The organism is Natronohydrobacter thiooxidans (assembly GCF_001884735.1).
GTDB lineage: Bacteria > Pseudomonadota > Alphaproteobacteria > Rhodobacterales > Rhodobacteraceae > Roseinatronobacter > Roseinatronobacter thiooxidans_A.
Genome location: NZ_MJAP01000003.1, coordinates 520125 through 545029, shown reverse-complemented (window position 1 = coordinate 545029; position 24905 = coordinate 520125). Strand labels below are relative to the sequence as shown.

Annotated in this window: 24 protein-coding genes; 11 read left to right on the top strand and 13 right to left on the bottom strand. The window is 63.2% G+C overall.

Annotation, left to right across the window (positions count from 1 at the left end):
• Positions 1–162: 162 nt before the first annotated feature.
• From acuI to BG457_RS05120, 4 genes are read right to left on the bottom strand one after another with little or no spacing between them, the layout of a single operon-like run.
• Positions 163–1155, bottom strand: coding sequence for an acryloyl-CoA reductase (gene acuI, locus BG457_RS05135; RefSeq protein WP_071795892.1), 993 nt, complete (start codon positions 1153–1155; stop codon positions 163–165).
• Positions 1156–1171: 16 nt separating this feature from the next.
• Entirely contained in the window at positions 1172–2284 is a 1113-nt protein-coding gene (locus tag BG457_RS05130; protein ID WP_071795891.1) for a dimethylsulfoniopropionate demethylase, read from the bottom strand.
• Positions 2281–2928: a DUF1326 domain-containing protein gene (locus BG457_RS05125; RefSeq protein ID WP_071796074.1), complete on the bottom strand. Its 648-nt coding sequence runs from the start codon at positions 2926–2928 to the stop codon at positions 2281–2283. Before BG457_RS05125 ends, BG457_RS05130 begins: the two co-directional genes overlap by 4 nt.
• Positions 2925–3701, bottom strand: coding sequence for a DUF2182 domain-containing protein (locus BG457_RS05120; RefSeq protein ID WP_245770930.1), 777 nt, complete (start codon positions 3699–3701; stop codon positions 2925–2927). The genes BG457_RS05125 and BG457_RS05120 overlap by 4 nt, the downstream gene beginning before the upstream one ends.
• A 120-nt stretch (positions 3702–3821) precedes the next feature.
• On the opposite strand from BG457_RS05120, the gene BG457_RS05115 reads away from it, so the two are divergent.
• From BG457_RS05115 to BG457_RS05095, 5 genes are all read left to right on the top strand, one after another.
• The gene (locus tag BG457_RS05115; protein ID WP_071795889.1) at positions 3822–4556 is read left to right on the top strand and encodes a FadR/GntR family transcriptional regulator; all 735 of its coding nucleotides are present in this window, start codon (positions 3822–3824) and stop codon (positions 4554–4556) included.
• A 70-nt stretch (positions 4557–4626) separates the two neighbouring features.
• Complete coding sequence (locus tag BG457_RS05110; RefSeq protein WP_071795888.1) at positions 4627–5985, top strand: DUF1800 domain-containing protein; 1359 nt, start codon at positions 4627–4629, stop codon at positions 5983–5985.
• Positions 5986–5994: 9 nt separating this feature from the next.
• A complete protein-coding gene (locus tag BG457_RS05105; protein WP_071795887.1) occupies positions 5995–7191 on the top strand; it encodes a DUF1501 domain-containing protein in 1197 nt (398 codons plus the stop codon).
• A gap of 220 nt (positions 7192–7411) precedes the next feature.
• Positions 7412–8986, top strand: coding sequence for a DNA recombination protein RmuC (locus BG457_RS05100; RefSeq protein ID WP_071795886.1), 1575 nt, complete (start codon positions 7412–7414; stop codon positions 8984–8986).
• Positions 8983–9417 carry an NUDIX domain-containing protein gene (locus tag BG457_RS05095; RefSeq protein ID WP_139257553.1) on the top strand — a complete coding sequence of 145 codons (435 nt, stop codon included), beginning with the start codon at positions 8983–8985 and terminating at the stop codon, positions 9415–9417. The genes BG457_RS05100 and BG457_RS05095 overlap by 4 nt, the downstream gene beginning before the upstream one ends.
• Positions 9418–9429: 12 nt before the next feature.
• Here BG457_RS05095 and BG457_RS05090 read toward each other — a convergent pair whose 3' ends face one another.
• From BG457_RS05090 to BG457_RS05065, 6 genes are all read right to left on the bottom strand, one after another.
• Complete coding sequence (locus BG457_RS05090; RefSeq protein WP_071795885.1) at positions 9430–10137, bottom strand: NAD-dependent deacylase; 708 nt, start codon at positions 10135–10137, stop codon at positions 9430–9432.
• A complete protein-coding gene (gene uvrC / locus BG457_RS05085; RefSeq protein WP_071795884.1) occupies positions 10115–11995 on the bottom strand; it encodes an excinuclease ABC subunit UvrC in 1881 nt (626 codons plus the stop codon). The genes BG457_RS05090 and uvrC overlap by 23 nt, the downstream gene beginning before the upstream one ends.
• Before the next feature lie 306 nt (positions 11996–12301).
• The gene (locus BG457_RS05080; RefSeq protein ID WP_071795883.1) at positions 12302–13072 is read right to left on the bottom strand and encodes an SDR family oxidoreductase; all 771 of its coding nucleotides are present in this window, start codon (positions 13070–13072) and stop codon (positions 12302–12304) included.
• A 3-nt stretch (positions 13073–13075) separates the two neighbouring features.
• On the bottom strand, positions 13076–14017 hold the full coding sequence (locus tag BG457_RS05075; RefSeq protein ID WP_071795882.1) for a calcium/sodium antiporter: 942 nt from the start codon (positions 14015–14017) through the stop codon (positions 13076–13078).
• 3 nt (positions 14018–14020) lie between these two features.
• Positions 14021–14212, bottom strand: coding sequence for a hypothetical protein (locus BG457_RS05070; RefSeq protein WP_071795881.1), 192 nt, complete (start codon positions 14210–14212; stop codon positions 14021–14023).
• 4 nt (positions 14213–14216) lie between these two features.
• A complete protein-coding gene (locus tag BG457_RS05065) occupies positions 14217–15011 on the bottom strand; it encodes a S49 family peptidase (protein WP_071796072.1) in 795 nt (264 codons plus the stop codon).
• 97 nt (positions 15012–15108) lie between these two features.
• Here BG457_RS05065 and BG457_RS05060 point away from each other — a divergent pair, with 97 nt between their 5' ends.
• Complete coding sequence (locus tag BG457_RS05060; protein ID WP_071795880.1) at positions 15109–15993, top strand: LysR family transcriptional regulator; 885 nt, start codon at positions 15109–15111, stop codon at positions 15991–15993.
• On the opposite strand, the gene BG457_RS05055 is transcribed toward BG457_RS05060, so the two are convergent.
• The 3 genes from BG457_RS05055 to bhcR form a co-directional block, all read right to left on the bottom strand.
• Positions 15990–17705: an AIPR family protein gene (locus BG457_RS05055; protein ID WP_071795879.1), complete on the bottom strand. Its 1716-nt coding sequence runs from the start codon at positions 17703–17705 to the stop codon at positions 15990–15992. The two genes, BG457_RS05060 and BG457_RS05055, sit on opposite strands and share 4 nt — an antisense overlap.
• Positions 17706–17819: 114 nt before the next feature.
• Positions 17820–18506, bottom strand: coding sequence for a D-lyxose/D-mannose family sugar isomerase (locus tag BG457_RS05050; protein ID WP_071795878.1), 687 nt, complete (start codon positions 18504–18506; stop codon positions 17820–17822).
• A 66-nt stretch (positions 18507–18572) separates the two neighbouring features.
• A complete protein-coding gene (gene bhcR / locus BG457_RS05045) occupies positions 18573–19382 on the bottom strand; it encodes an HTH-type transcriptional regulator BhcR (protein ID WP_071795877.1) in 810 nt (269 codons plus the stop codon).
• A 174-nt stretch (positions 19383–19556) separates the two neighbouring features.
• Between bhcR and bhcA the strand changes: the two genes are divergently transcribed.
• The 5 genes from bhcA to BG457_RS05020 all read left to right on the top strand — a co-directional run bounded on the left by bhcA (position 19557) and on the right by BG457_RS05020 (position 24820).
• Positions 19557–20747: an L-aspartate--glyoxylate aminotransferase BhcA gene (gene bhcA / locus BG457_RS05040; protein ID WP_071795876.1), complete on the top strand. Its 1191-nt coding sequence runs from the start codon at positions 19557–19559 to the stop codon at positions 20745–20747.
• Between the two features lie 48 nt (positions 20748–20795).
• Positions 20796–21767: a beta-hydroxyaspartate dehydratase BhcB gene (gene bhcB / locus BG457_RS05035; RefSeq protein WP_071795875.1), complete on the top strand. Its 972-nt coding sequence runs from the start codon at positions 20796–20798 to the stop codon at positions 21765–21767.
• A 12-nt stretch (positions 21768–21779) separates the two neighbouring features.
• Complete coding sequence (bhcC, locus tag BG457_RS05030; protein WP_071795874.1) at positions 21780–22943, top strand: 3-hydroxy-D-aspartate aldolase BhcC; 1164 nt, start codon at positions 21780–21782, stop codon at positions 22941–22943.
• Between the two features lie 52 nt (positions 22944–22995).
• Entirely contained in the window at positions 22996–23958 is a 963-nt protein-coding gene (gene bhcD, locus BG457_RS05025) for an iminosuccinate reductase BhcD (RefSeq protein ID WP_071795873.1), read from the top strand.
• 118 nt (positions 23959–24076) lie between these two features.
• Complete coding sequence (locus tag BG457_RS05020) at positions 24077–24820, top strand: sulfite exporter TauE/SafE family protein (RefSeq protein WP_071795872.1); 744 nt, start codon at positions 24077–24079, stop codon at positions 24818–24820.
• The last annotated feature ends 85 nt before the right edge of the window (positions 24821–24905 follow it).

The window sequence follows — 24905 nt, the reverse complement described above, 5'->3', positions numbered from 1 at the left end:
GCTCCGTTAACGCGGCAACATCAACGTTCTAAGTCAGGGGAAACAAAAACAGCCTTCAAGGCAGCTCTCCTATCTCCCCCGTCGAATCGAGGATAGAACAAATGTAGCACATTCGGATCGGCGCGGCAATATCTTGTGGTTGGTGCGAAACCATCACCACCATCAAGCCCGCACATCCACCACAACCCGCCCCTTGACCTGCCCGTTCAGGATCTCCGCCCCCAGCCGCGGCAGATCCTCCAGCGTCGCGGGCTGGATCATCGCTTCCAGCTTCTCCATCGGCAGGTCGCGCGCAATCCGTTCCCAGGCCGCAATCCGGTTCGCATAGGGTTGCAAAACGGAATCAATCCCCAGCAGATTCACCCCGCGCAGCAGAAACGGCACCACTGTCGCAGGCAGCGCCGCGCCCCCGGCCAGCCCCACGGCGGCGACCGAGGCGCGGTATTTCATCTGCCCCAGCACCCGCGCCAGCATCGCGCCGCCCACCGCATCAATGCAGCCCGCCCAGGTCTCGGATTCCAGCGGGCGCTTGACCGTCTCGGCCAGTTCCGCGCGCGGCACGATCCGGCTCGCGCCCAGCCCCCGCAGATAGGCTTCCGTCTCTGGCCGCCCCGTCACCGCCGCCACCTCATGGCCGAGCTTCGCCAGCAGTGCCACCGCGACCGAGCCGACACCGCCCGCAGCCCCCGTCACCAGCACCGGCCCGTCGCCGGGGCGCAGCCCATGCGCCTCCAGCGCCATCACTGCCAGCATGGCGGTGAACCCGGCGGTCCCCACGGCCATCGCCTGACGTGTGCTCAAGCCCTCGGGCAGCGGCACCAGCCAGTCGGCCCTGACGCGCGCCTTTCCGGCATAGCCGCCCCAATGCGCCTCGCCCACGCGCCAGCCTGTCAGCACCACCTTGTCGCCTTGCTTGTAGCGCGGGTCGCTGGACGCCTCGACCGTCCCCGCAAAATCAATCCCCGGCACATGCGGATAGCGCCGCACCAGCCCGCCACCGGGCCCGATACACAGCCCGTCCTTGTAATTCACGGTTGAGTATTCGACCGCAACGGTCACTTCGGCTTCGGGCAGCTGGTCCTCGCTGATCTCCTGCACCGCCGCATGGGTCTTGCCGCTCTCGTCCTTCTCGACCACCAATGCCTTGAATGTCATTGCCTTGCTCCTTCTCTCAATTCCAGAACCCATCGCGCACCCGCGCCGCGCGCAGCCCATCGGGGGCCGCGACCTGCAGTTCCGTGCCCGCCTCCCAATGCGTCATCCGCACCATGCCGATGGCGACATTGGTGCCGAAATCCGGCGACCAGGCGGCGGAACTCACCCGCCCCACCACGCGCCCCGCGCTATCCGTCACGGGCCAGTGCCGGTCGCAAATTCCTACGCGCGGCCCGTCAATCTCGATGGCGCGGATCTGGCGCACCGGTCCTTCCTGCGCCACGCGCAACAGCGCATCGCGCCCGATACAGCCGATTGCGCTTTGCGTGTTGCAAAACCGCCCCAGCCCGCATTCATGCGGCGTGTTGTCATCGGTCATGTCATTGCCATAGCTCAAGAGACCCGATTCCACCCGCTCGATCAGATTGGGACAGCCCGCCCGCACATCCAGATCGCGCCCGGCCTCCATCAGCGCCTGCCAGAGCGGCATGCCGATATCGCCCCCCTCGACATAGATCTCGAACCCGCCCTGCTTGGAATAGCCCGAGCGCGCGATCACCATATCCCGGCCCTGAAAGTCGAAATGCCCGAAGCGGAAGAAGCGCAGCCGACTCACCCCATCGCCAAAGACCCGCGCCATCAGCGCCTCGGCCCGCGGGCCCTGCACCGCCAGCGGCGAGACATCCGGCTCATCGACCAGCACATCCAGCCGGTAGCCATAGGCCAGCCCCTTGATCCAATACAGAAGATCACTGTCAGCAATGGAAATCCACCAGCGATCCTCGGCCAGTTTCACCGCCACGGGATCATTCAGCATGCCGCCGGTTTCATCGACAATCGGCACATAATAGCATTGCCCCGGCAACATGCCGCGCAGATCGCGCGGGGTCAGCATCTGCACCAGACGGGCCGCATCAGGGCCACGGATTTCCACCTGCCGCTCGCAGGCCACATCCCAGACCTGCACGGCGGCTTTCAGATGGTGATAATCCTCCTCGACCGAGGCGAACACGGTCGGCAGCAGCATGTGGTTATAGACGGTGTAGGCTTTCACGCCCGCAGCCTCGACGCCATCCGAGAACGGCGTGCGCCGCAAGCGGCGCGAAGGGGAGAGAAGCGGCAGGTTCACCTTCCGGGCCCTTTCCAGTCGATCTGACAGATCTCGGCGCTGCGCCCGTCGAAATCCCAGACCCGGCCAAAGGCGCGCACCCGGCCCTTGGTGGCGGTGGCCACCGTGATATCCGGCCCCATCCAATATTCGGTATTGGTGACGACAATCTCGCGCGCGGGGTCGGCCCCGCGCACCGGCACGACCTCGCCCTGTATCTTCTTGCCGACCATCAGGCGGCGCTTGTCGCCCTCAGTCTCATAGCTCACCGGCGCGCGCTCTGCTCCCAGAAACTCGCTGACCAGCATCCCGAACAGCCCCGTTGTGCCGCGCGCCGCGCCAGAGAAGATATTCACCAGCGCCTCATAGGCTGCATCCGAGGCGCGCTCGTCGATAAATGCCGCCGCCTTCCAGTTGCCGCGCGCCATGAGCCCCGGAATTTCCAGCATCAGCCCGACATTCAGCCCTGACAGATCCGTCTCGCCATAATGGCCGGTGTCAATCCGCACCCCGGCCCATGCCTGACAATAGCCCTCGGTCGGGGCATGTTTGCCCAAGGATACCACGCAGGGGCAGAACACCGTGCAGTTGCAGTTCAGGATCAACTCCCCCCTGATCGCCCAGGGCACCGTGCCCACAACGGGCTTGTCCAGCAGATCGCTCATATCCATCCTCCCAGTTCGGAAATCATCACCGCCGCGCCCAGCGCGAGCAGCCCAAAGCCCAGCGGCCGCGTCAGCCGCGCGCCGATCTCGGGCAGTTTTTCCAGCATCATCAGCACCATCGCCCCGCCCATCCAGATCAGGTTCATGGTGCCGCCGACAAAAGCCAGCGCCATCAGCGCCCAGCAGCAGCCCAGACAGACCGCGCCCAGCCGCAGCCCCATGCGAAACGGGCCCTCGCCCCAATATTGCATGAAAAACACCAGCGGACGGCGGCATTTCGCCAGACAGGCCCCCTTCAATGTCGAGAATTGATAAGCCCCCGCGCCCAAGAGCAGCGCCGCTGTCAGCCAGATATTCGCGCTTTCCCCCAGAGGCGTCAGCAATCCCGCCCCCGCCAGCGCAAGCTGCGCGCCCGTGGCCAGCACCGCGAAACCCAGCCAGATCAGCAGATAGCCGCCCGCCAGCCGCACAAAGCCCTGCGCGCGCCCGGTCTGCACCAGATCCTCCCATGTCGCGAAAGCGGGCAGGGCCGTGGGGGCCATCATCGCCGCCGACATCAGCGCCCACATCGCAAGGATATTCGGCGCCCCCGCCAGCCCCGGCTCGACCCGGCACAGCGCTTCCCAGAACCCGGCGCCGTAGACACTCGCCGCCGCCAGCAGATCGGGCGGCAATTGCATGGCATAGAGCAATCCCCATGCCAGCGCGATCATGCCATACAGGCCCAGCCAATGCGGCGCACGCATCCGGTGCAATCGGTTCGCCTGCGACATGCCCCCTCCCTGCGTGCAATGCCAGCCTTGGCCAATCGGCCAGGATCGTATATGTCAGACATATCAGGCCGCACCGCGCCTGACAAATAGAAATGTCAGACAATTAGCAGGGACAACCCGGTGAAACTCGACCCCGACAGCGCGCGCGACTATTCCCACCAGATCGCCGAGGCGATCCGCCAAGCCATCATCGCAGGCGAGTTGCAGGCCGAGGGGCGCCTGCCTTCTGAATCCGATCTGGCCCAGCAATTCAACGTCTCGCGCCCCACAGTGCGCGAGGCGCTGAAACGTCTGGCCGCGCAAAACCTGATCCGCACCCAGAGGGGCGCGACCGGCGGGGCCTTTGTCAACCGCCTGAGTTTTGCCGAGGCGCAGGACCATCTCGCCACCACCGCGACCCTGCTTCTGTCGATGAACGCGATCGATTTCGAAACCGCCTGCGAAGCGCGATTCGCGCTGGAACGCGCCTGCCTGCCCATGGCCGCCGCGCGCCGCAAACCCGAGCATCTGGACAGGATGCGCGCGGAAATCACCCGCCAAAGCGATCCTGACCTCACGGATGAAAGCTTCTGCGCCTCGGATGTAGCCTTTCACCGCGCGCTGGTCGATGCTGCCGGGAATCCGGTGCTGGCCTGGCATCTCGCGGGCGCGGTCGAAGCCATGCAACCGCTGATGAACATGATCACCTTCACCGCCCGGTCACGCGCGCGCATCATCGCCGCCCATCAGGCGCTTGTCACGGCGATCACAGCGCAGGACAGCTACGCCGCGCAGGCCGCGCTCGATGATCTGGCCGCCTATACGCTGGCGCTGGGTGGGCAAATCCGCGCCCATCGCGCCCGCGCCGCGCGCTGACGCCGGAATGTGATTTGCGCCCGCAGGCCCCCTGCGCCCATAGTGCGGGCCAGTGCAATCCGGATCGCCGATGATCTCCAAACCCACACTGGCCGCCATCCGTTTCGGCGCGGGCCTTGGCCCGGACCATGCCCCGCCCCACGGGGCGGCAGCGCTGTGGGACAGCCTTGACCGCGAGACCGCCCGCACCGTGCCCCCCGTCACCTCTTGGGACACCCGCCTTGCCCGCGCCATCGAGCGGCGCGACCTGCGCCGCCTGCGCCGCGATGGCGACGCGGATGCGCAAGAGGCCCTGCGCCTGCTGAACCGCAGCGACCGCGATGACGCGCTGGCCGATCTGCGCGCCACTCTGATCCGTCTGGCCACAGCGGAAACCGGGTTTTTCGAGCGCCTGAGCCGCTTCTGGTCCAACCATTTCGCGCTGCAGGCGAAAACCGGCACGCTCCGCTTCCTGCGCGCGCCCTATGCCGAAGACGCGCTGCGCCCGCATCTGCAGGGCCCATTCGCCGAGATGCTCAAAGCCGCGATCCTGCACCCGGCAATGCTCGATTATCTCGATCAGAACCGCTCGGTCGGCCCGGCCAGCCGTGCGGGGCGGCGGCGTGGGCGCGGGCTGAATGAAAACCTCGCGCGGGAACTGCTGGAACTGCACACGCTGGGCGTCGCGGGCGGCTACAGCCAGGAGGACGTGACCCAGATGGCGCGGCTGCTGACCGGGCTGACCTACACGCTGGACGACGGCTTCAGCTTCCGCCCCAATATCGCCGAGCCGGGCATTATCGAGATTTTCGGCACGCGCTATGGCGGGCGGCCGGTCACGCTCGATCATATCCTGACCGCGCTCGATGATCTGGCGCTGCGGCCAGAGACCGCGCAGCATCTGGCCACAAAACTCGCGCGGCATTTCATCTCGGATGCGCCCGATCCGCAGCTCGTGGCGCATATGGCGGCCAGCTATCTGAATGCGAAGGGCGATCTCCCCGCGCTCTACCGCGCGATGCTCGAACACCCCGCCGCATGGGATGGCCCGCTGTCGAAGACCCGCGCCCCTTTCGAGATGATGGCCGCCAGCCTGCGCGCGCTGGCGGTGGACCCCGCAACGATCCTTGGTCTGTCCCGCAACGAAACCCGCCGTTTCCTTGACGGCCCCCTGCGCCTGATGGGCGAGCCGCATGAGGAAGTGCCCAGCCCCGCAGGTTATAGCGATGCGGCCCCGGCATGGATCACCCCGCAGGCACTGGCCGCGCGGATCGATTGGGCGATGGGGCTGGCGCAACTGGTCCCCACCGACAATGATCCGCGCGATTTCATCGAGATCGCGCTGGCAGATGCGGCCAGCGACGCGCTGCGCCGCGCCAGTGCCGGGGCCGAAACCCGCGCGCAGGGGATCGGACTGATCCTCGCCGCGCCCGATTTCAACCGCAGATAGGGGGCGCATATGCAGCAGTCTCTCAGCCGCCGCCGCTTCCTGACCCGCAGCCTTGGCTTCGGCTGTTCCGCAGCGGCCAGCCCGCTTCTGACCCCGGTGACCCTCGCCGCCGCCCCCGGTGACAACCGGCTGGTCGTGATCATCCTGCGCGGCGCGATGGACGGGCTCGATCTGCTGCGCCCCATGGGCGACCCGCAATTCCGCGCCCTGCGCCCCACGCTGGCGGGCGACGGTCTGGCGCTCGACAATTTCTTCGCGCTGCACCCCGCGCTGGACGGGTTGCACCCGCTCTGGCAGGCGGGCGAACTGGCCTTCGCGCCCGCGACCTCGACGCCCTATCGCGACCGGCGCAGCCATTTCGACGGGCAGGACCATCTGGAGGCAGGCACCGCAGGCCCCCTGCCGCCCGCACTGCAGCGCACTGGCTGGCTGAACCGGATGCTGACGCTGCTGCCGCAGGCCGATGCGCGCACGGCCTTTGCCGTGGGGCGTGAACGCATGCTGATCCTCGAAGGTCAGGCCGCCATGACCCAATGGGCACCGGGGACCGAGCTGGACCTCAGCCCGCAAAGCCGCCTGCTGCTGGGCTATCTCTTCGCCGCCGATCCGCTGTTTGCCGAGGCCGGACTGACCGCGCTCGACATGACCGGCATGGATCTGCCCGAGGACGGCGAGGACGCGGATAGCGCCATGATGGCGCAGCCCGCTGCGGGCGATACGGGCGCGCTCGCGGCCTATGTTGCCGAGCAATTGCGCGGCCCGACCCGGATCGCCAGTTTCTCGCTCTCGGGCTGGGACACGCATTACAATCAGGCCCGCGCGATCCTGCCCGCGCTGGGCCGGTTGCAGGATGCGATCCTGACGCTGCGCGCCGGGCTGGGGCCGGACTGGGGCCGCACCACGGTTCTGGCCATGACCGAATTCGGCCGCACCCTGCGCGAGAATGGCAGCACCGGCACAGATCACGGCACGGGCGGCGCGCTTTTGCTGGCAGGCGGTGCGCTGCGCGGCGGGCGCATGTTCGGCGGCTGGCCGGGGCTGGCCGAGCCTGACATGTATGCAGGCCGCGACCTGATGCCCCTGCGCGACATCCGCGCCTATGCCGGCTGGGCGATGCGCGATCTCTTCGGCCTGAGCGCCTCCGATATCGCCCGCACCGTCTTTCCGGGGCTGGATATGGGCGACAATCCGCGCCTGATCCTCTAGCCGCCCTTCCCGATCAGCCTGCTCTCCCCCCCCCCGAGACTTCATCTTGCCCGAAATGCTCTCGCCAAAGGCCACGGGCCGCAAGGCCCGTCCCCCCGTGGGCAGCGGCTGTGGCACAGCCTGCCCAGGCGGGTCGAGGTGCACTCTGGCCGCCACTCTTCACATTGCCGCGCGCGCCGCCTAGACTCCGCGCTCCATCTCCCCAAGACAGGCCCCGCCCGTGACCCTTCCCAGACTGATCGAAACCCTCGATCCGATCCTCCTCGCGAGTTTTCTGCTCGCCCTTGTCGCCCTGGCCGCCATCCTCCTGGCCCTGCGCCTGCGCGGCGGCGATTCCGCCGGGCTGCGCGCCTCCGAGGCCGAATTGCGCGCGGCGCTGGGCCGCGCCACCGGGGCCGAGGCGCTGGCGCAGGAGCGCAAATCCGAGATTGACCGGCTGAACGGCGATCTGTCGAAACTGCGCACCAAACTCGACGCCGATGCCGAACGCGCCGAAACCGCCGCCAGCCGCATCTCGCGCCTCTCTGCCCAGCTTGAATCCGCCCTGAAGGATGCCGAGGACACCACCCGCCGCCATGCCGAAACCATGGCCGAGCTGCGCGCCGAGATCACCAGCCTGCGCGACCGGCTGGATACGGCGGCAGTGGAAAAACAGGATCTGACCGGCACGATCAACCGCCTGCAGGCCGAATTGCGCGCGCAAAAGGCCGCGTCAGAGGAAAAGATCGAGATCCTTGGCAAGGTCCGCGCCGATATGGAGGCGAAATTTCAGGAACTCGCCCGTGAGGCGCTGAAAGTGCAGGGCGAGGAATTCTCGAAAGCCAATCTCGAACGCCTCAGCGCCACGCTCACGCCGCTGAAAGAACATGTCGGCCATTTCGAGCGCGAATTGAAAGCGGTCCATAAAGCGACCGTGGATGACCGCGCCGCGCTCAAGGCCGAGATCCAGCAACTCAGCAAACGCTCCGAGGAAGTCTCGAAAGAAGCGCTTGCCCTCACCCGTGCGCTGAAATCCGACCAGCAGCGGCAGGGCGCATGGGGCGAGATGGTGCTCGAAGGTATTCTCGAACGCTCCGGTCTGCGCGAGGGCGAGGAATACGAGACCCAGGCCCATCGCACCAGCGACGAGGGCGGGCGGCTGCGCCCCGATGTCGTGGTCCGCATCCCTGGCGGCAAATCGCTGGTCATCGACAGCAAGGTCTCGCTTGTGGCCTATACCGATGCGGTGAATGCCGAAACGGATGTGGACGCCGAAATCGCCCGCAAGCGCCATATCGCCTCGCTGCGCAGCCATATCAACGAGCTGTCGGCCAAGCGCTACCAGTTCGCCGAAGCCGCCAGCGTCGATTATGTCATCATGTTCGTGCCGATCGAAGGTGCGCTGTCAGAGGCGCTGCGTCAGGACGGCGCGCTGACCGAATACGCGCTGGAGCGTCATATCACCATCGCCACCCCCACCACGCTGATGATGGCGTTGCGCACGGTCGCGCATGTCTGGGCGGTCGAACGGCGCAACCAGAATGCCGAGGAAATCGCCCGCCGCGCGGGGCTGCTTTACGACAAGGTGGCGGGGTTTGTCAGCAGCATGGATCAGGTCGGCAAACGCCTGCAACAGGCCGGAACCTCCTATGATGCCGCCATGGGCCAGCTTTCGCGCGGCAGCGGCAATCTGCTGCGTCAGGTCGAGACGCTCAAGACCTTGGGGGCCAAGACCAGCAAGAGCCTGTCGGTCGAGTTTGACGACACCGAGGAAAGCCCCGCATTGGAGCCACCGGAACCCGAGGGCGGCGCATGATGCAGGGCGCGCAGACACGGCCCGTTGTCGCGACCATCGCGGTTCTGTTCCGGCAGGATCAGGTTCTGCTGGTGCGCCGCGCCAATCCGCCGGATGCAGGCAGATGGGGCTTTCCCGGCGGCAAGGTCGATCTGGGCGAAGCGCTGGAAGCGGCCGCAATCCGTGAACTGGCCGAAGAAACCGGGGTCGTGGCGCGGGCAGAGCGCGTCTTCACCGCAGTTGACGCCTTCGACCACGATGCGCAGGGACATCTGCGGCATCACTACGTTCTTGTGGCCGTGCTCTGCACATGGCTGTCCGGCGAACCACTGGCGGCGGATGACGCGCTGGAAGCAGGCTGGTTCCCGCTCGACAGGCTGGGGGCGAAGGATCTGGCCCTCAGCCTCGATGTCGAAAAGGTCGCCCGCCTGGGGGCCGCGCTTCGCAGATAGGCGGTCGCCCGATCACCCCAACACCTCCGCCACCCAGTCCGGCACCAGCACGCTCGCAGGTCCGAAGCGCGCCGCGTCAAACAGCGATGCGGTGGCCGAGGGCTCCAGCGTCAATTCCAGCGTCCGCGCCCCGGCAAAAGCCGCTTCCTGCACGAACCCCGCCGCCGGATAGACATTGCCTGATGTACCGATCGCCACGAACAGATCCGCCGCCTGCAATGCCGCCCCGATCCGCTCCATGTGATAGGGCATTTCCCCGAACCAGACGATATCGGGCCGCGTCGCAGGGCGCGCGCAGGCCGGGCAGGGGGCCGCGACCTCCATCACAAGCGGCGCGTCCCAGCGATGCAAGCAAGCCGCGCATAGCGCGCGGGTCAGTTCCCCATGCATGTGGATCACATCCCGCGCCCCCGCGCGTTCCAGCAGATCATCCACATTCTGCGTGACCAATGTCACCCGGTCGGGCCGCGCCCGCTGCAACCGCGCCAAAGCGTCATGCGCCGCATTGGGCCGCGCCCCCAGACAATTCGCCCGCCGCGCATTGTAAAACTCATGCACCCGCGCGGGATTGCGCGCGAACCCCTCGGGCGTGGCGACCTCATTCAGGTCATAGCGCGTCCAGAGCCCGTCCTTGTCCCGAAACGTCCCCAGCCCCGATTCCGCCGACAGCCCCGCGCCGGTCAGCACCACGATGCGTTCACCGCGCGTTGAGATGGTCATGGATCACCTGCGCCAGCGCTTCTGAAATCCCCTCCACCGCCTGCAGATCGGCCAGCCCCGCCCGCGACACCGCCTTGGCAGAGCCGAAATGCGCCAGAAGCGCGCGTTTCCGCCCCGGCCCGACACCGGGAATATCATCGAGCGGCGAGGCGCTCACCGATTTCGCCCGCTTGGCGCGATGCGTGCCGATGGCAAACCGATGCGCCTCATCGCGCAGCCGTTGCACGAAATACAGCACCGGATCATTATGGCGCAGCGCGAAAGGGCGCTTCCCCGGACGGTGGAACTCTTCCTTGCCCGCATCGCGGTCGATCCCCTTGGCCACCCCCACGACCGGAATGTCATCCACCCCCAGATCCGCCATGATCCCGGCCACGGCGCTGATCTGCCCCGCGCCCCCGTCGATCAGCAAGAGATCCGGCCAGGTCTCGCCCATCCGGTCCGGGTCTTCCTTCAACAGCCGCTCGAAACGCCGCGTCAGCACTTCCTTCATCATGCCGAAATCATCGCCCGCCGTGATCCCGTCACCGCGGATATTGAACTTGCGATACTGGCTCTTCAAAAACCCGTCGCGCCCCGCGACGATCATCGCGCCCACCGCATCCGTGCCCTGAATATGGCTGTTGTCATAGACCTCGATGCGGGCGGGCGGCGCCTCCAGCCCGAAAGCCTCGGCCAGCCCCTCCAGCATCCGCCCCTGCGCCGCGGAGGAGGCCATCCGCATCGCCAAAGCCTCGCGCGCATTGCGCGCGGCATTCTCGACCAGTTCCGCCTTCTCGCCCCGCTGCGGCACCAGAAGCTCGACCTTGCGCCCCGCGCGCTCGGACAGAAGCTGCCCCATCAGATCGGCATTCTCGATCCCATGCGACAGGATCACCTGCCGGGGCGGTTCCTTGCCATCATAGAACTGGCCCAGAAACGCCTCCAGAATCTCGGGCTCTTCCGCCCCCGCCCCGGTCGCAGGGTAGAAATCGCGATTCCCCCAGCTCTGATTGGCGCGGATGAAAAAGACCTGCACACAGGCCTGCCCCTTTTCAAGATGCAGCGCGATCACATCCGCCTCGCTCACACCGCGCGGGTTCACGCCCTGGCTTTGCTGCACCTGCGTCAGCGCCCGGATCCGGTCGCGCAGCGCCGCCGCGCGCTCGAATTCCATCGCGTCAGCGGCTTTTGCCATCTCTTCCGCCAGTTGCGCCTGTATCTTCGTGCTCTTGCCCGATAGGAAACGCTCGGCATCCGCAATCAGCCCGGCATAATCCGCTTCGGAAATATAGCCCACACAAGGCGCAGAACAGCGCTTGATCTGATAAAGCAGGCAGGGTCGCGTCCGGCTGTTGAACACCGAATCCGCGCAATTGCGCAGCAAAAACACCCGCTGCAACTGGTTCAGCGTCCGGTTCACCGCGCCCGCGCTGGCAAAGGGGCCGAAATAGCTGCCCTTCACCGAACGCCGCCCGCGATGCTTGCGCAGTTGCGGATAGGCATGATCCTTGGGCAGCAGGATATAGGGAAAGCTCTTGTCGTCCCTGAGCAGCACATTGTAGCGCGGCTTCAGCTGCTTGATCAGGTTCTGCTCCAGAAGCAGCGCCTCGGTTTCCGTCCGCGTGGTCAGGAACATCATCGCACTGGTCTCGGAAATCATCCGCGCAATCCGCGCCGAATGCCCGGTGGGGCGCGCATAGCTCGACACCCGCGCGCGCAGATTGCGCGCCTTGCCGACATAGAGCACCTCGGATTTCTCGTTCAGCATCCGGTAGACACCGGGCGAGCCGTCAAGCTGTTTCACATGCGCGGCGATACAGGCATGACCGCGCAAATCTGACGTAGCGGAAGCTTGGGGGGGGCTGGGTTCGGACATGATGCGCTTGTGCGTGATTCTCTGCGACGCTGCAATGTTTTCACTCGGACAGCAACGAAAAACCTGTCCACGAAATCTGTGGATAACCCTGTGGGCGAAGTTGCGTTTCGGCGGGATTCCTGTTGAATCAAGGGGTGTTTCGTGATTTGCCTAAAAAATAGGCACAAACTTAACGAACTGATAACAAACAATAATTATTGTTGCTGTCGCAAACATTTGAAATACATGATGTTTTTGTCTCAAATCCGTGACAGATTCGTGAACGGTGCACAACTTGCACAGAATATGTCTGTTTTCCGCCCCGGATCAGCCCAGATCGGGGGTTTTCCAGACCAGATGCTGGCCCCCGTCTATGCATAAGATCTGGCCTGTAACCGCCTTGGCCTCAAGGAAAAAACCCAATGCCGCCGTGATGTCATCGGGGTTCGCACCACGCTCCAGCACTGTGGCCGCGCGGCTGTTCAGATAGGCCGCTTCGGGCTGGCCCTCTGCCTGCAGGGTCGGCCCCGGACCAATCGCATTGACCCGCACAAGCGGCCCCAATTCCTGCGCCGCCATGCGGGTAAAGGCCCAGAGCCCCATCTTGGCAATCGAATAGCTCATATGCTGCGGCGTCAGCTTGCGCACCTTCTGGTCGATCAGATTGACCACCAGCCCCTGCGCCACCGGCTCTCCGGCGGCATCCGCCACCGGGGCGGGGCATTGCGCCGCGAAAGCCTGCGTCAGCACGAAAGGCGCGCGTAGGTTCGACATCATATGCCGGTCCCAGCTTGCGCGGGTGGCGGTGGCAAGACTGTCCTCTTCAAAGACCGAGGCATTATTGACCAGCAGGTTCAGCGGCCCGCCAAGACCCTGCGCGGCCGCTGGCACCAGCGGCGCAAGCGCGTCTTCGTCCAGCAGATCGGCGCGCAGACAGATGGCGCGGCACCCCATCGCCTCGATCTCCTGCGCCAGCGCTGCGGCTTCCACGCCGGAACGGGCATGATGGATCGCCACGTCATAGCCCCGCCCGGCCAGATAGAGCGCCATCGCCCGGCCCAGCCGCCGCGCCCCCCCCGTCACCAATGCCCGGCCCATGTCTCAGCCCCCGTATTGCACCAGAAGCCAGATGTAGCCGCCATATCCCGAAAGCAAGAGCGCCCCCGCCACCCGCCCGATGGCGCGTCCGCTCCAGAGGAAGGGCGCCAGCACCAGCGCCGCCCCCAGCATCACCCACAGATCCAGCCGCAACATGGCTTCGGGCACGGCCATCGGCCCCACCATCCCGGCCACGCCCAGAATGAACAGCAGGTTGAAGATGTTGGAGCCAAGGATATTGCCCAGCGCCACGCCGCCCTCGCGCCGGATCGCGGCCATCAGCGTCGTGGCCAGTTCCGGCAGCGATGTGCCCACAGCAACGATGGTCAGCCCGATCATGAGATCCGACACGCCCAGCGCTTCGGCAATATCCACCGCGCCCGCCACCAGCAGACTGGCACCCAGCGGCAGGCCGATCAGCCCCAGCACAAGATAGAGCGCCAGTCGCCGCCCCGACAGCGCCGGATCCGCGCCTTCCAGCTCATCCGGCGCTATCTGCGCGCGTTTGCCGCGCCAGATGCTCTCGGCCATGAACAGCGCAAACGCTGCCAGCAGCACCAGCGCCTGCCAGAGCGCGATCACCCCGGTAAAGGCCAGCCCGATGAACAGGAACGTCACCGCGATCATGATCGCATAATCGCGCAGGGACTCGCGCCCGACCAGCACCGGCGCAATCAGCGCGGGCAGCCCCATGACCAGCAGGATATTGGCGATATTCGAGCCCACCACATTCCCGAGCGCCAGCCCGCCTGCCCCCGTCAGGACCGCCTGGACCGAGACCAGAAGCTCCGGGGCCGAGGTGCCGAAAGCCACCACCGTCATCCCCACCATCAGCGCCGGAACACCCAGCCGCAGCGCCAGATTGACCGCACCGCGCACCAGCAGATCACCCGCCAGCAGCAGGATTACCAAGCCGCCCGCAATCTGGGCGATATCAATCATCATGGGTTATTTGTCCTTGCAACGGCAGTCCTCGCCGCCGATGAGAAACTTGCCACAGCTCTTGCATTTGCGCGGGCGGGGCAATTTCGCGCTGCGCAGCCGGTCCAGCGGTGTCTTGCGGTTCGGGTTCAGCCATTTCTGCACTGCCCCCATCACCACCATGAACACCAGAAACGCCGTGACAATCTTGAAGATCATGGCGCTACAGCCCGAAACGCGCATAAAGCGCGCGTTCTTCCGCCAGCGCCAGCGCATCCTCCATCAGCGACAGGCCGAACCGCGCCAGAAAGGGGCGGCGGATGCCATAGCTGCGGAACCTCACCTTCTCGCCGAAACGTTCCTTCATCACCGGCACCAGATGGCCGGTCGCATCCACCAGCCCCAGTTCGATCGTCCGCGCCCCCAGCCAGAACTCGCCGGTAAACAGCCGGTCATCCTCGGCCAGCCTCGCCCCGCGCCGGTCTTTGACTTGTGTGATGAAATTGGCGTGGATCTGCTCCATCAGCGCCTTGATCCGCGCCACATCCTCGGGGTTTTCGGGGCGGAACGGGTCAAGCTGCGATTTGGACCTGCCCGAGGTATAGACCCGCCGCTCGACGCCCAGTTTCGCGATCATCTCCTGCAGGCCAAAGCCCGCCGAAATCACCCCGATGGAGCCGACAATCGAATTCGGATCCACGAAAATCTCATCCGCCGCCGTGGCCAGCCAATAGCCGCCCGAGGCCGCCACATCCTCGACAAAGCCATAGACCGGGGTTTCGGTTTCCGCCGCCAGCCGCCGGATCCGCGCGGCAATCAGCGCCGATTGCACCGGGCTGCCACCGGGCGAGTTGATCACCAGCGCCACGGCCTTGGGCTTGCCGCGTCTGAACGCAGCCTCGATCACCGGCGCCAGCGCCGCATCATTCAATTGCCCCGGACGACCGCCTGCGGCGATCATCCCCTGCAGGCGCAGCACAGCCACCATGGGCGCGCGGTTCACAAACGGTATCTTCATGCGCCCGCACATAAGGCGCAGCCCCCCCCGCAACAAGAGGGCGCGCGCATTTCAGCCCACTTGCGCACCCCCCGCGCCACAGTGCAGAACTGTCCCCATGCTGGATCGGTTGGAAATGTTCATCGCCCTCGCCCAGACGCGCCATTTCGGCCGCGCCGCCGAACGCATGGGCGTGACCCAACCCTCGCTTTCGGCCGCGATCAAGGCGCTGGAGGGCGAGTTGGGCGTGCAACTCGTCTGGCGCGGCTCGCGCTTCGAGGGGCTGACGCCCGAAGGCGCGCGTGTGCTGGACTGGGCGACCCGCATCGTCGGCGACAGCCGCACCCTGCGCGAGGAAATGCGCGCCGCGCGGCACGGGCTGTCGGGCAATCTGCGGCTTGGCGTCGTGCCGACCGCGCTGCCGATGATCGCGCGGCTGACCGCGCCCTATCTGCGCGCCAATCCGAATGTGCATCTCGAAATCCTGTCGCGCTCCTCGATCGAGATCCTGCAGCAGATCGACACGCTGCAGCTGGATGCCGGCGTCAGCTATCTGGACAATGAACCGCTGGGCCGCGTCGTCACCGTCCCGCTCTATACCGAGCGCTACCTGCTCCTGACCCGCCCCGATCACCCGATGGCGGCGCGCGCGCAGCTTACATGGACCGATCTGGCCGGTCTGCCGCTCTGCCTGCTCACCCCCGACATGCAGAACCGCCGGATCATCAATAGCGAACTGACCCGCGCGGGCGTCGAGACCAGCCTGCAGCTCGAATCCAACTCGATCCTGACCCTGATCGCCCATGTGCAGGCCGGGCCCTGGGTCAGCGTGGTCAATGCCCATACCGCCGATCTCTTCGCCAGCACCCCGGATCTGAGCGCCGTGCCGCTTTCGGGCGAGGGCGAGGCCAAACAGGTCGGCCTGATCGCCCCCTGGCGCGAGCCGCATACGCCGGTTCTGGCGGCGCTGCTGGCGGAAGCAAGGCGGTTCGGGCGGGGTTAATATAAGAAATCTTTGGCGAAGCTCTCCGATCTCAGGGTGTCTCTGATCCGCTCGCGTGGTAGATTGGCTGGTGAGTTTCCTAGTTTCTTATTCAATAGCTTATCAATATCATTGGAAACAGTTGTGCAATACTTCGCAAAGTTCGCGTCATCTCTGGCGAGCTCAAAAATTTTATCGCAAGCAAGATTAACTTTCTTGCCGCTTAGTGATAAAATTTTACCTCCTTTCGAATTTTCAAAGCCAAGCCTTGCCAGGATGTAATACTTGTGAATATTTATGCTTCTTGGAAGCTTTTTATTTCTGACCAGGTAGTCAAATTTATACGCCGAGAAAGCAGCGGCATGGTATGCTGTCACATTGTGCCCCGATGTGAATAATTTCCCACTAAACTCTTTTCGTATTCCTCGAAAGTCTCTTGCTGCTCTGTGCGGCTGAAAAAGGTACATAGCGGCAACAGTTTTCATCAAATCTGCAGGTTTTACTATTCGGGTTCTTTCGACGGCTTCATTTCGATACTGATTTTCTCTGCGCTCCAAAAATAACTGCAGATCTGCGGGCTTTTGGGCAAAGTACTCTTCAAGATCCTTCATGAAGGGCTTGAGGGCCCAGAACTGTTCGTCTTTAACTTGATTTTGGCTATTTGTGCCAACAATAATGCTTGTTATGAAGTCTTCATTATTTGTTCCAATAAGTCGAAGGGGCACAAAGACCTCGTTAATGCTGTTGCGGCTTTCGAATATAATATTGCAGGTTTGGCAGCCGTTCACGATTTGAAAGTCTTCAATTAAAAACTTATCTCCAGTTCTGTTTATTTTCTTCGCTACAATCGTTACGCCGTTGTTTCTGAATACAAAACCGCTCTTATCTCCAGTTTGAAGTTCTTTGATGATTTTTTCATTTATCTCTGAGGTCGGGCTATAGTCTCTTATGTTATCGAAAAAAACGGATTGATTGATTCTGATATCATCCATGCTGACGCTTGAGGTTGTTGCCAGCTTCAGTAGTTGCTCCGCCTCGATGAAACCAATAAACGCCTGATCCACTTTCTTGTGCACAGGCATTGTCTTATTCTGAGGAAATTCAATTTCTTGCGCATTGGCGCTCGTGGCTGCTCTGTATCCTTCTTGAAGCTCCTTTGCTCCAACGATCTCTATTTTAATATTCTCAAACATACTTAGCTGCTCTAGCTTATCCTTGCTTGCAGCGATTAGCTTTTCGATCTTTGCAGATTCAATAACGCTCCCGGTTGAGGCGAAAAAGCAAGTTATGTCCGGGTTTTTTCTTAGAGTTGAGCCGAATATTATATTCTTTGCTTCAATTAAATCATCTAACTGATTGCTCTCTGATTCCATGCCGTCAGTAAAGAAAAAATACACGGCGTCAAGAAACTTACTGATCTCTCCGTAGTCGAATCCATCTGATCTCTTGGCTTGAATAAAGGTGAAATGGATTCGCCCATTTCTATAATCCGACATTGCCTCAGATGCCTGATCGGAATCAAGAACTAAACGCCCTTCAATTGAAATGGAGCAACCATCTATACCAAACTCTGACCCTTGAAGGTGTATTGAGAATGGGTCGGAGTTCTCTTTCTCTCGCCCATTTACCAGTGAGAATATTGAATATAATTCAAAGTAATCTTGCTCTTTTAGGTGCTGTGTCGGGTTTGTATTTGAAAATTTCTGCAGTTGTGCTTTGACGACAGGGTTCATCGTTCGTACCAAATTATTATTTCATGACAGGGGAATCTTCACAAGAGTGCACTTATTTGTCAATCCAGTATTCAAGGAATCCAATTTGTTCCTGCGGAATCTTATGCTTCTTGCTCACCCCAACCACCGCGCATAATCACTCACCAGCAGATGCGCGGGCGCCTCATCCTCTTCCACCTCGGCAAACCGCCCGATCGGTTCGCGGAAGATATTATCCGTCTCGTCATCATTCACCGTCGAGACCTCGCCGACCAGCACATCGCCGCCCTCGCCCCAGAAGGCATGCCAGTCCCCCGGCATCAGCGTGACCGACTCGCCGGGTCGCAAAGCCAGCCGCTCGCCGGGGCCGAACTCCCGCGCGATCCCGTCGCAGAACACCCGCCCGCCGCGATCCGGCGCAAAACCGCCCGCATCATCCGAGCCGAACAGCTCCACCACCAGCGTCGCCCCGCCCCGGTTGATGATATCCTCGGCCTTGATCACATGGGTATGCATCGGCGAGAGCTGCCCCTCGCGCGAGATCAGCAGCTTTTCGGCATAGCACATGCCGCCGCCGCGCTGCAGATCGGCCAGCCGCCCATTGCGCAGCGTGAACAGGAACAGCCCCATACGGTCGAAATCCCCGGCGCCGTAATCGGTGATATCCCAGCCGCAGCGCGCCTCGATCACCGCCCGCGCGAGATCCTTGCGCGCCAGAAATTCCTCGGGCGTCCAGTTGGCGAAGGGCGGCAGCACAAAGCCATGCGCGCGGATCAGTTCCGCCGCCTCACCCATGATCGCGTTGATCCGGCTGCGTTTCATCTGCTGCGCTCCTTCATCCTTGGCCTGCGCCCTGCCTGACGCCTCGGGCGGCGCCCGTCAAGCCTGCTATCCGGCCCGTCCCCCGGTCGCCTCGGTCACGCCCTGCGCGGCGCGGTGCACCATCGCGCCCACCGCTTCCGCGCGTTCCAGCGACAGGCGGAACACCGGGCCAGAGATCGACAGCCCCGCCACCGCGCGGCCCTGCGCGTCGAAAATCGGCGCGGCGATGCAGCGCATGCCCTCGGTGCGTTCCTCATTGTCGATGGCATAGCCCCGCGCCCGCGTCGCGATCAGATCGCGCTCCAGCGCCTGCGGGTCGGTCAGCGAGGCGCTGGTGAAGCCGCGCAAGCCCCGCGCCATCACCTCGGCCAGCCGCAGCGTCGGCATATGCGCCAGCAGCGCCTTGCCGATCCCAGAGACATGCATCGGGCTGCGCGTGCCGGGCGGAAAAAAGGCGCGGATCGCCTCATGGGTTTCCACCTGCGTCAGGAACAGCACCTCGCCGCGATCCTCGATCCCCAGATTGGCGGTCTCGCCGGTCTCGCGCATCAGGCTCTCCATCGCGCCCCGTGCCCGGTCCGCCAGTTTCGTGCGCCGCAAAAAGGCCGAGCCGGTGCGAAACGCCCCCGCGCCGATATGCCAGCGCTGGCTCTCGGGTTCCAGTTCGACAAAGCCATGGGTCTGGAATGTGGTCAGCACCCGGTAAGCGGTCGCCGCCGACTGGTCGGCAGTCTGCGCGAGCTCGGTCAGGGTCAGCCCGTTTGATTCGGCCACCACTTCAAGAATCGACAGGGCCCGGTCCAGCGACTGGACCGTGTTCTGCTCGGTCTTGTCATGAAAGGCGCGGGGGCGGCCACGGGGGCGGGCATCGGACATGGATACTCCATTTTTCTGATTTGACGAAAAACGATTTCGCCTGATGAAAAACAAAAAGCCGTTTCGGATCAAACTCTAGCGATCTTTTTTCACCATGTAAAAAATAATTTCAAAAAAATTGCCTGCATGAGGAACGCCCGGTAAATTGCTGGAAATCAAGCGAGGAGTTGTCCGATGTCCCTGCAGAATCCCGTCTTCATCCCCGGTCCGACCAATATCCCCGAGGAGATCCGCAAAGCCTGCGACATGCCGACGCTGGACCACCGTTCGCCCAGCTTCGCGCGCATGTTCAAACCCGCTGTGGCCGGGGTCAGGCGCGTGCTAAACCTTTCAGAAGGCGAGATAATTATCCTGCCCTCGACCGGGACCGGCGGCTGGGAAGCGGCGATCACCAACACGCTTTCGGCGGGCGACACGGTTCTGGCCGCGCGGTTCGGCATGTTCAGCCATCGCTGGATCGACATGTGCCAGCGCCACGGGCTGAACGTGCAAGTCATTGAAACTCCTTGGGGAAATGGCGCACCTCTGGCCGAGATCGAAGCCGCGCTGCGCGCCGATACCGATCGCAAGATCAAGGCGGTTCTGGCCACGCATAATGAAACAGCAACCGGCGTCAAATCCGACATCGGCGGCATCCGCAACGCCCTGAATGCCGCCGATCACCCGGCCCTTTTCTTCGTCGATGGTGTGTCCTCCATCGGCTCCATGCCCTTCGATATGGAGGGCTGGGGCGTCGATATTGCGGTCGCCGGATCGCAAAAAGGCTTCATGCTGACTGCGGGTCTGGCGATCCTTGGCGTGTCGCCCAAAGCATTGAATGCAATGGAAAAAGCGACCCTGCCACGGACGTTTTTCGACTTCCGCGACATGCTGAAATCCTATGCGGCAGGGGGCTATCCCTATACGCCCGCTGTGGGCCTGATCGCGGGTCTGGCGAAGTCCATCGAGATGCTGGAGGAGGAGGGGCTGGAGAATGTCTATGCCCGCCACCACCGTTTCGCAGAAGCGACTCGCCGCGCCATTGCAGGCTGGGGCATGCGCCCCTGCGCCGCCACGCCGGATCTCTATTCCGACACCGTGACCGCCGTTGTCGTCCCCGAAGGCTGCAACGGCACCGATCTGGTGCAACTGGCGGCGTCGAAATATGGCATGGCCTTCGGTGTGGGTCTGGGAGAGGTCGCCGGAAAAGTGTTCAGAATCGGACATTTGGGCATGCTGACCGATGCCATGCTCCTGTCCGGTCTGGCCGTGGCCGAGATGTGCATGGCCGATCTGGGCTGGAAGGTTCCGCTCGGCTCGGGCGTCGCTGCGGCGCAGGAATACCTGCGCAATTCCGGCACCGACACGCTCGCAGCGGCGGCGTAACGGGGGCTTCCCCAAGGAGATTTCGGCAAGAATGAAAGGCTGCAAGCCATGAAGGACGCACCCGAGATGTTAATCCCGACCTATGATGACGTTCTGGCCGCCGAGGCGCGGATCACCCCCTATATTCACCGCACGCCGGTTCTGACTTCGAGTTATTTCAATGACTTGACCGGGGCCGAGCTGTTCTTCAAATGCGAGAATTTCCAGAAGGCAGGCGCCTTCAAGGTGCGCGGGGCCTCGAATGCGGTCTTTGGCCTGTCCGACGCCATGGCCGCAAAAGGGGTCGCGACGCATTCGAGCGGTAATCACGCGCTTTCCCTCAGCTATGCTGCCGGGCGTCGGGGCATTCCCTGTCATGTGGTCATGCCGCGCACCGCGCCGCAGGCCAAGAAAGATGCCGTGCGCGGCTATGGCGGGATCATCACGGAATGCGAGCCCTCGACCTCCTCGCGCGAAGCGGTCTTTGCCGAAGTGCAGGCCAAAACCGGTGCGGAATTTGTCCATCCTTACAATGACCCGCGGGTGATCGCGGGGCAGGGGACATGTTCAAAAGAACTGACCGCGCAGGTCGAGGGGCTGGATGCGGTGATCGCGCCGATTGGCGGGGGCGGAATGATTTCAGGCACTTGCCTGACGCTCTCGACCTTCGCGCCGCAGGTGAAGATCTACGCCGCCGAGCCCGAACAGGCCGACGATGCCTGCCGCAGTTTCAAGGCGGGCCATATCATCGCTGATGATGCCCCGAATACGGTCGCGGACGGGCTGAAAGTGCCGCTGAAGGAACTGACATGGCATTTCGTCAGCAATCATGTGACGGATATTCTGACGGCTTCCGAGGAAGAGATCATCGATGCGATGAAGCTCATCTGGAAGCGCATGAAGATCGTGATGGAGCCAAGCAGCGCAGTGCCCCTGGCCACGATCCTGAAAAATCGCGACGTTTTTGCCGGCAAACGGGTCGGCGTCATCATCACCGGCGGCAATGTCGATCTGGACGCGCTGCCCTGGATCAAGGCATAAGGAGACAGGACCATGACGGCACCAACCAGATTTGAAGGCATGGAAGTGGGTTACGATGTGCCCGCCCTGCCGGGGATGAATGAGGCGGATATCCAGACGCCCTGTCTGATCCTCGATCTTGACGCTTTGGAACGCAATATCAAGAAGATGGGCGATTATGCCAAAGCCCATGGCATGCGCCACCGCGTGCATGGCAAGATGCATAAATCGGTCGATGTGGCGAAATTGCAGGAAACGCTTGGCGGCTCTTGCGGGGTCTGCTGCCAGAAGGTCAGCGAGGCCGAGGTCTTCGCGCGCGGCGGCATCAAGGATGTGCTGGTCAGCAATCAGGTGCGCGACCCGGCCAAGATCGACCGGCTGGCCCGCATGCCGAAGCTGGGCGCGCGCACGATCTGCTGTGTGGATGATCTGGCCAATGTGGCCGATCTGTCGGAAGCGGCCCAGCGGCACGGGACGCAGATCGAATGTCTGGTGGAAATCGACTGCGGTGCAGGGCGTTGCGGTGTGACGACCACGCCTGCGGTGGTCGAGATCGCCAAGGCGATCGACGCCGCACCGGGGCTGAAATTTGCTGGCATCCAGGCCTATCAGGGTGCGATGCAGCATATGGACAGCTATGAGGACCGCAAAGCCAAGATCGATATTGCGGTGGCGCAGGTGAAGGACGCGGTGGAGGCGCTGAAGGCCGACGGGCTGGACTGTGATATCGTCGGCGGCGGCGGCACCGGCAGCTATTATTTCGAGAGCGCGAGCGGCGTCTATAACGAGCTGCAATGCGGATCTTACGCCTTCATGGATGCCGATTACGGGCGGATCCTCGACAAGGATGGGCAGCGCATTGATCAGGGCGAATGGGAGAACGCCCTATTCATTCTGACCTCGGTGATGAGCCATGCGAAACCCGGCAAGGCGATTGTTGATGCAGGGCTGAAGGCACAGTCGGTGGATAGCGGCCTGCCGGTGGTCTTTGGCCGCGATGATGTGAAATACATCAAATGTTCGGATGAACACGGGGTCGTCGAGGATAGCGGTAACGTGTTGAAGGTGAACGAGAAACTGCGCCTTGTGCCGGGGCATTGCGACCCGACCTGCAATGTCCATGACTGGTATGTCGGTATCCGCAATGGCAAGGTCGAAACCCTCTGGCCGGTCTCGGCGCGCGGCAAGGCTTACTGAGATCAAGGCCCCTTCGGGGGCCTTAACACCCTGAAATTGAAGGAATACACCCATGTGGATCGTCCCCGAATCTGCCATCCCCGGTCTGGTCGATGAGCAATCGGCCTTTGACGCGATTGAAGCCACGTTCGCCGCCATGTCGCGCGGCGACGCCTATAATTTCCCTGTGGTGCGTGAAGCGTTGGGCGAGGGGCGGCAGTACGGGTTCAAATCGGGTCTCGACCGGGTGGGGGCGCTTTTGGGGGTGAAAGCGGGCGGCTATTTCCCCGGCAATGCCGAGCGTGGTATTCCGAACCACCAGAGCACGGTCTATCTGTTCGATCCCGATAGCGGCAAACCCACGGCGATGGTGGGCGGTAATCTCTTGACCGCGCTGCGCACGGCGGCGGCGAGTGCGATTTCCATCAAGCATCTGGCGCGGCAGGATGCGAAGGTTCTGGGCATGGTCGGCGCGGGCCATCAGAGCGCGTTTCAGATGCGCGCGGCCGTACGCCAGCGCAGGTTCGAGAAGGTGGTCGGCTGGAATTTCCACCCCGAGATGCTGTCGCGTCTGGCGGATACGGCTGCGGAACTGGGCCTGCCTTTTGAGGCGGTGAGTCTGGACGATCTGGGCGCGCAGGCGGATGTGATCATCACCATCACATCGAGTTTCGATCCGATCGTGATGGATGCGCAGGTGCGGCCCGGCACCCATCTGGCCTGTATGGGCACCGACACCAAGGGCAAGCAAGAGGTCGAAGCAGCACTGCTGGGCCGCGCGACGGTCTTTACCGATGAGGTGGCGCAATCCATCAGCATTGGCGAGGCGCAGCATGCAGTGGCCTCTGGCCTGCTTTCCGAAAGCGCGATTGCCGAAATCGGCGCGGTGATCAATGGCGCGCATCCGGGGCGGCAAAGCGCGGAAGAGATCACGCTGTTTGACGGGACCGGCGTGGGGTTGCAGGATCTGGCCGTGGCCTCTGCTGCGGTGGATCTGGCGATTGCCAAAGGACTGGCGCAAGAGGTGGATTTCTGAGCACGCTTAACATGTTCACGGCTTGACCATCGGGCCGGGCGCGGGTTTAGTCGGGGGAGTGTAACCTTCTGATCCTGAGAGCGCCTTGCCCGATGTTTCCTCTTCCTGACTGCCGCGCATGAGTGCCTATGCCATTGCCTTCATCCTGCTCGGCGCCTTTGCGGGCGGGTTTGTGAATGGGCTGGCCGGGACCGGCACGGCGCTGTTTGCACTGGGGTTTCTGCTGGTCGCGCTGGACCCGATCAGCGCTGTCGCGGTGGTTACGCTGATGTCGGTGGCCACTGGCATGATGGGGCTCTGGGAAGTGCGCGCGGCGCTGAAAGTCAATGTCGCGCGACTGATGCGCTTCATCCTGCCGGGGCTGCTGGGGGTGCCGCTGGGTATTCTGGCGCTGGCGCATATCAATGCCGATCTGCTGAAACTGGTGATCGCGGCGCTGCTGGTCCTTTATGGCGGGTTTTTCAGCTTCCGCGCCAATCTGCCGAGGTTTGAGCGGCGCACGCCAGTGCTGGATTCGGGCGTCGGGCTGACCGGCGGGATCTTGGGCGGCATGGCGGGGCTGTCCGGGGCGCTGCCGACGATCTGGTGCTCGACGCGGCCCTGGCCCAAGGCGGAAACGCGCGCGGTGCTGCAGCCCTATAATGTGGCGGTGCTCAGTCTGACGGCGGCGATGCTGTGGCACCGGGGCGCCTATGACAGCGCGACGCTGACGGCCTTCGTGATCGCGCTGCCGGTGTCCTTTCTCTCGGCGCGGATCGGATTGCTGGTGTTCCGGCGGGTGTCGGACAATCTGTTCCGGCGAATTCTGGTCGGGCTGTCGCTGCTGCTGGGGCTGGGGCTGCTTCTGGACGCGATCTGGTGAGGGGGGGCGATGCTGACATACTATACTGCCAAAGGAATTTCGGCATTGGCCGGCGGCGCGGCAGGAAAGGTAGGGTGCGTGCTAC

What these genes read in the sequence shown, in the direction of transcription:
- BG457_RS05060 (WP_071795880.1), top strand. Translation starts at nt 15,109, where the DNA reads ATGCTGGATCGGTTGGAAATGTTCATCGCCCTCGCCCAGACGCGCCAT.
- BG457_RS05050 (WP_071795878.1), bottom strand. Translation starts at nt 18,506, where the DNA reads ATGAAACGCAGCCGGATCAACGCGATCATGGGTGAGGCGGCGGAACTG.
- BG457_RS05090 (WP_071795885.1), bottom strand. Translation starts at nt 10,137, where the DNA reads ATGACCATCTCAACGCGCGGTGAACGCATCGTGGTGCTGACCGGCGCG.
- bhcA (WP_071795876.1), top strand. Translation starts at nt 19,557, where the DNA reads ATGTCCCTGCAGAATCCCGTCTTCATCCCCGGTCCGACCAATATCCCC.
- bhcB (WP_071795875.1), top strand. Translation starts at nt 20,796, where the DNA reads ATGAAGGACGCACCCGAGATGTTAATCCCGACCTATGATGACGTTCTG.
- BG457_RS05020 (WP_071795872.1), top strand. Translation starts at nt 24,077, where the DNA reads ATGAGTGCCTATGCCATTGCCTTCATCCTGCTCGGCGCCTTTGCGGGC.
- acuI (WP_071795892.1), bottom strand. Translation starts at nt 1,155, where the DNA reads ATGACATTCAAGGCATTGGTGGTCGAGAAGGACGAGAGCGGCAAGACC.
- BG457_RS05075 (WP_071795882.1), bottom strand. Translation starts at nt 14,017, where the DNA reads ATGATGATTGATATCGCCCAGATTGCGGGCGGCTTGGTAATCCTGCTG.
- bhcC (WP_071795874.1), top strand. Translation starts at nt 21,780, where the DNA reads ATGACGGCACCAACCAGATTTGAAGGCATGGAAGTGGGTTACGATGTG.
- BG457_RS05065 (WP_071796072.1), bottom strand. Translation starts at nt 15,011, where the DNA reads ATGAAGATACCGTTTGTGAACCGCGCGCCCATGGTGGCTGTGCTGCGC.
- BG457_RS05070 (WP_071795881.1), bottom strand. Translation starts at nt 14,212, where the DNA reads ATGATCTTCAAGATTGTCACGGCGTTTCTGGTGTTCATGGTGGTGATG.
- BG457_RS05080 (WP_071795883.1), bottom strand. Translation starts at nt 13,072, where the DNA reads ATGGGCCGGGCATTGGTGACGGGGGGGGCGCGGCGGCTGGGCCGGGCG.
- BG457_RS05120 (WP_245770930.1), bottom strand. Translation starts at nt 3,701, where the DNA reads ATGTCGCAGGCGAACCGATTGCACCGGATGCGTGCGCCGCATTGGCTG.
- BG457_RS05095 (WP_139257553.1), top strand. Translation starts at nt 8,983, where the DNA reads ATGATGCAGGGCGCGCAGACACGGCCCGTTGTCGCGACCATCGCGGTT.
- BG457_RS05055 (WP_071795879.1), bottom strand. Translation starts at nt 17,705, where the DNA reads ATGAACCCTGTCGTCAAAGCACAACTGCAGAAATTTTCAAATACAAAC.
- bhcR (WP_071795877.1), bottom strand. Translation starts at nt 19,382, where the DNA reads ATGTCCGATGCCCGCCCCCGTGGCCGCCCCCGCGCCTTTCATGACAAG.
- BG457_RS05125 (WP_071796074.1), bottom strand. Translation starts at nt 2,928, where the DNA reads ATGAGCGATCTGCTGGACAAGCCCGTTGTGGGCACGGTGCCCTGGGCG.
- uvrC (WP_071795884.1), bottom strand. Translation starts at nt 11,995, where the DNA reads ATGTCCGAACCCAGCCCCCCCCAAGCTTCCGCTACGTCAGATTTGCGC.
- BG457_RS05110 (WP_071795888.1), top strand. Translation starts at nt 4,627, where the DNA reads ATGATCTCCAAACCCACACTGGCCGCCATCCGTTTCGGCGCGGGCCTT.
- BG457_RS05105 (WP_071795887.1), top strand. Translation starts at nt 5,995, where the DNA reads ATGCAGCAGTCTCTCAGCCGCCGCCGCTTCCTGACCCGCAGCCTTGGC.
- bhcD (WP_071795873.1), top strand. Translation starts at nt 22,996, where the DNA reads ATGTGGATCGTCCCCGAATCTGCCATCCCCGGTCTGGTCGATGAGCAA.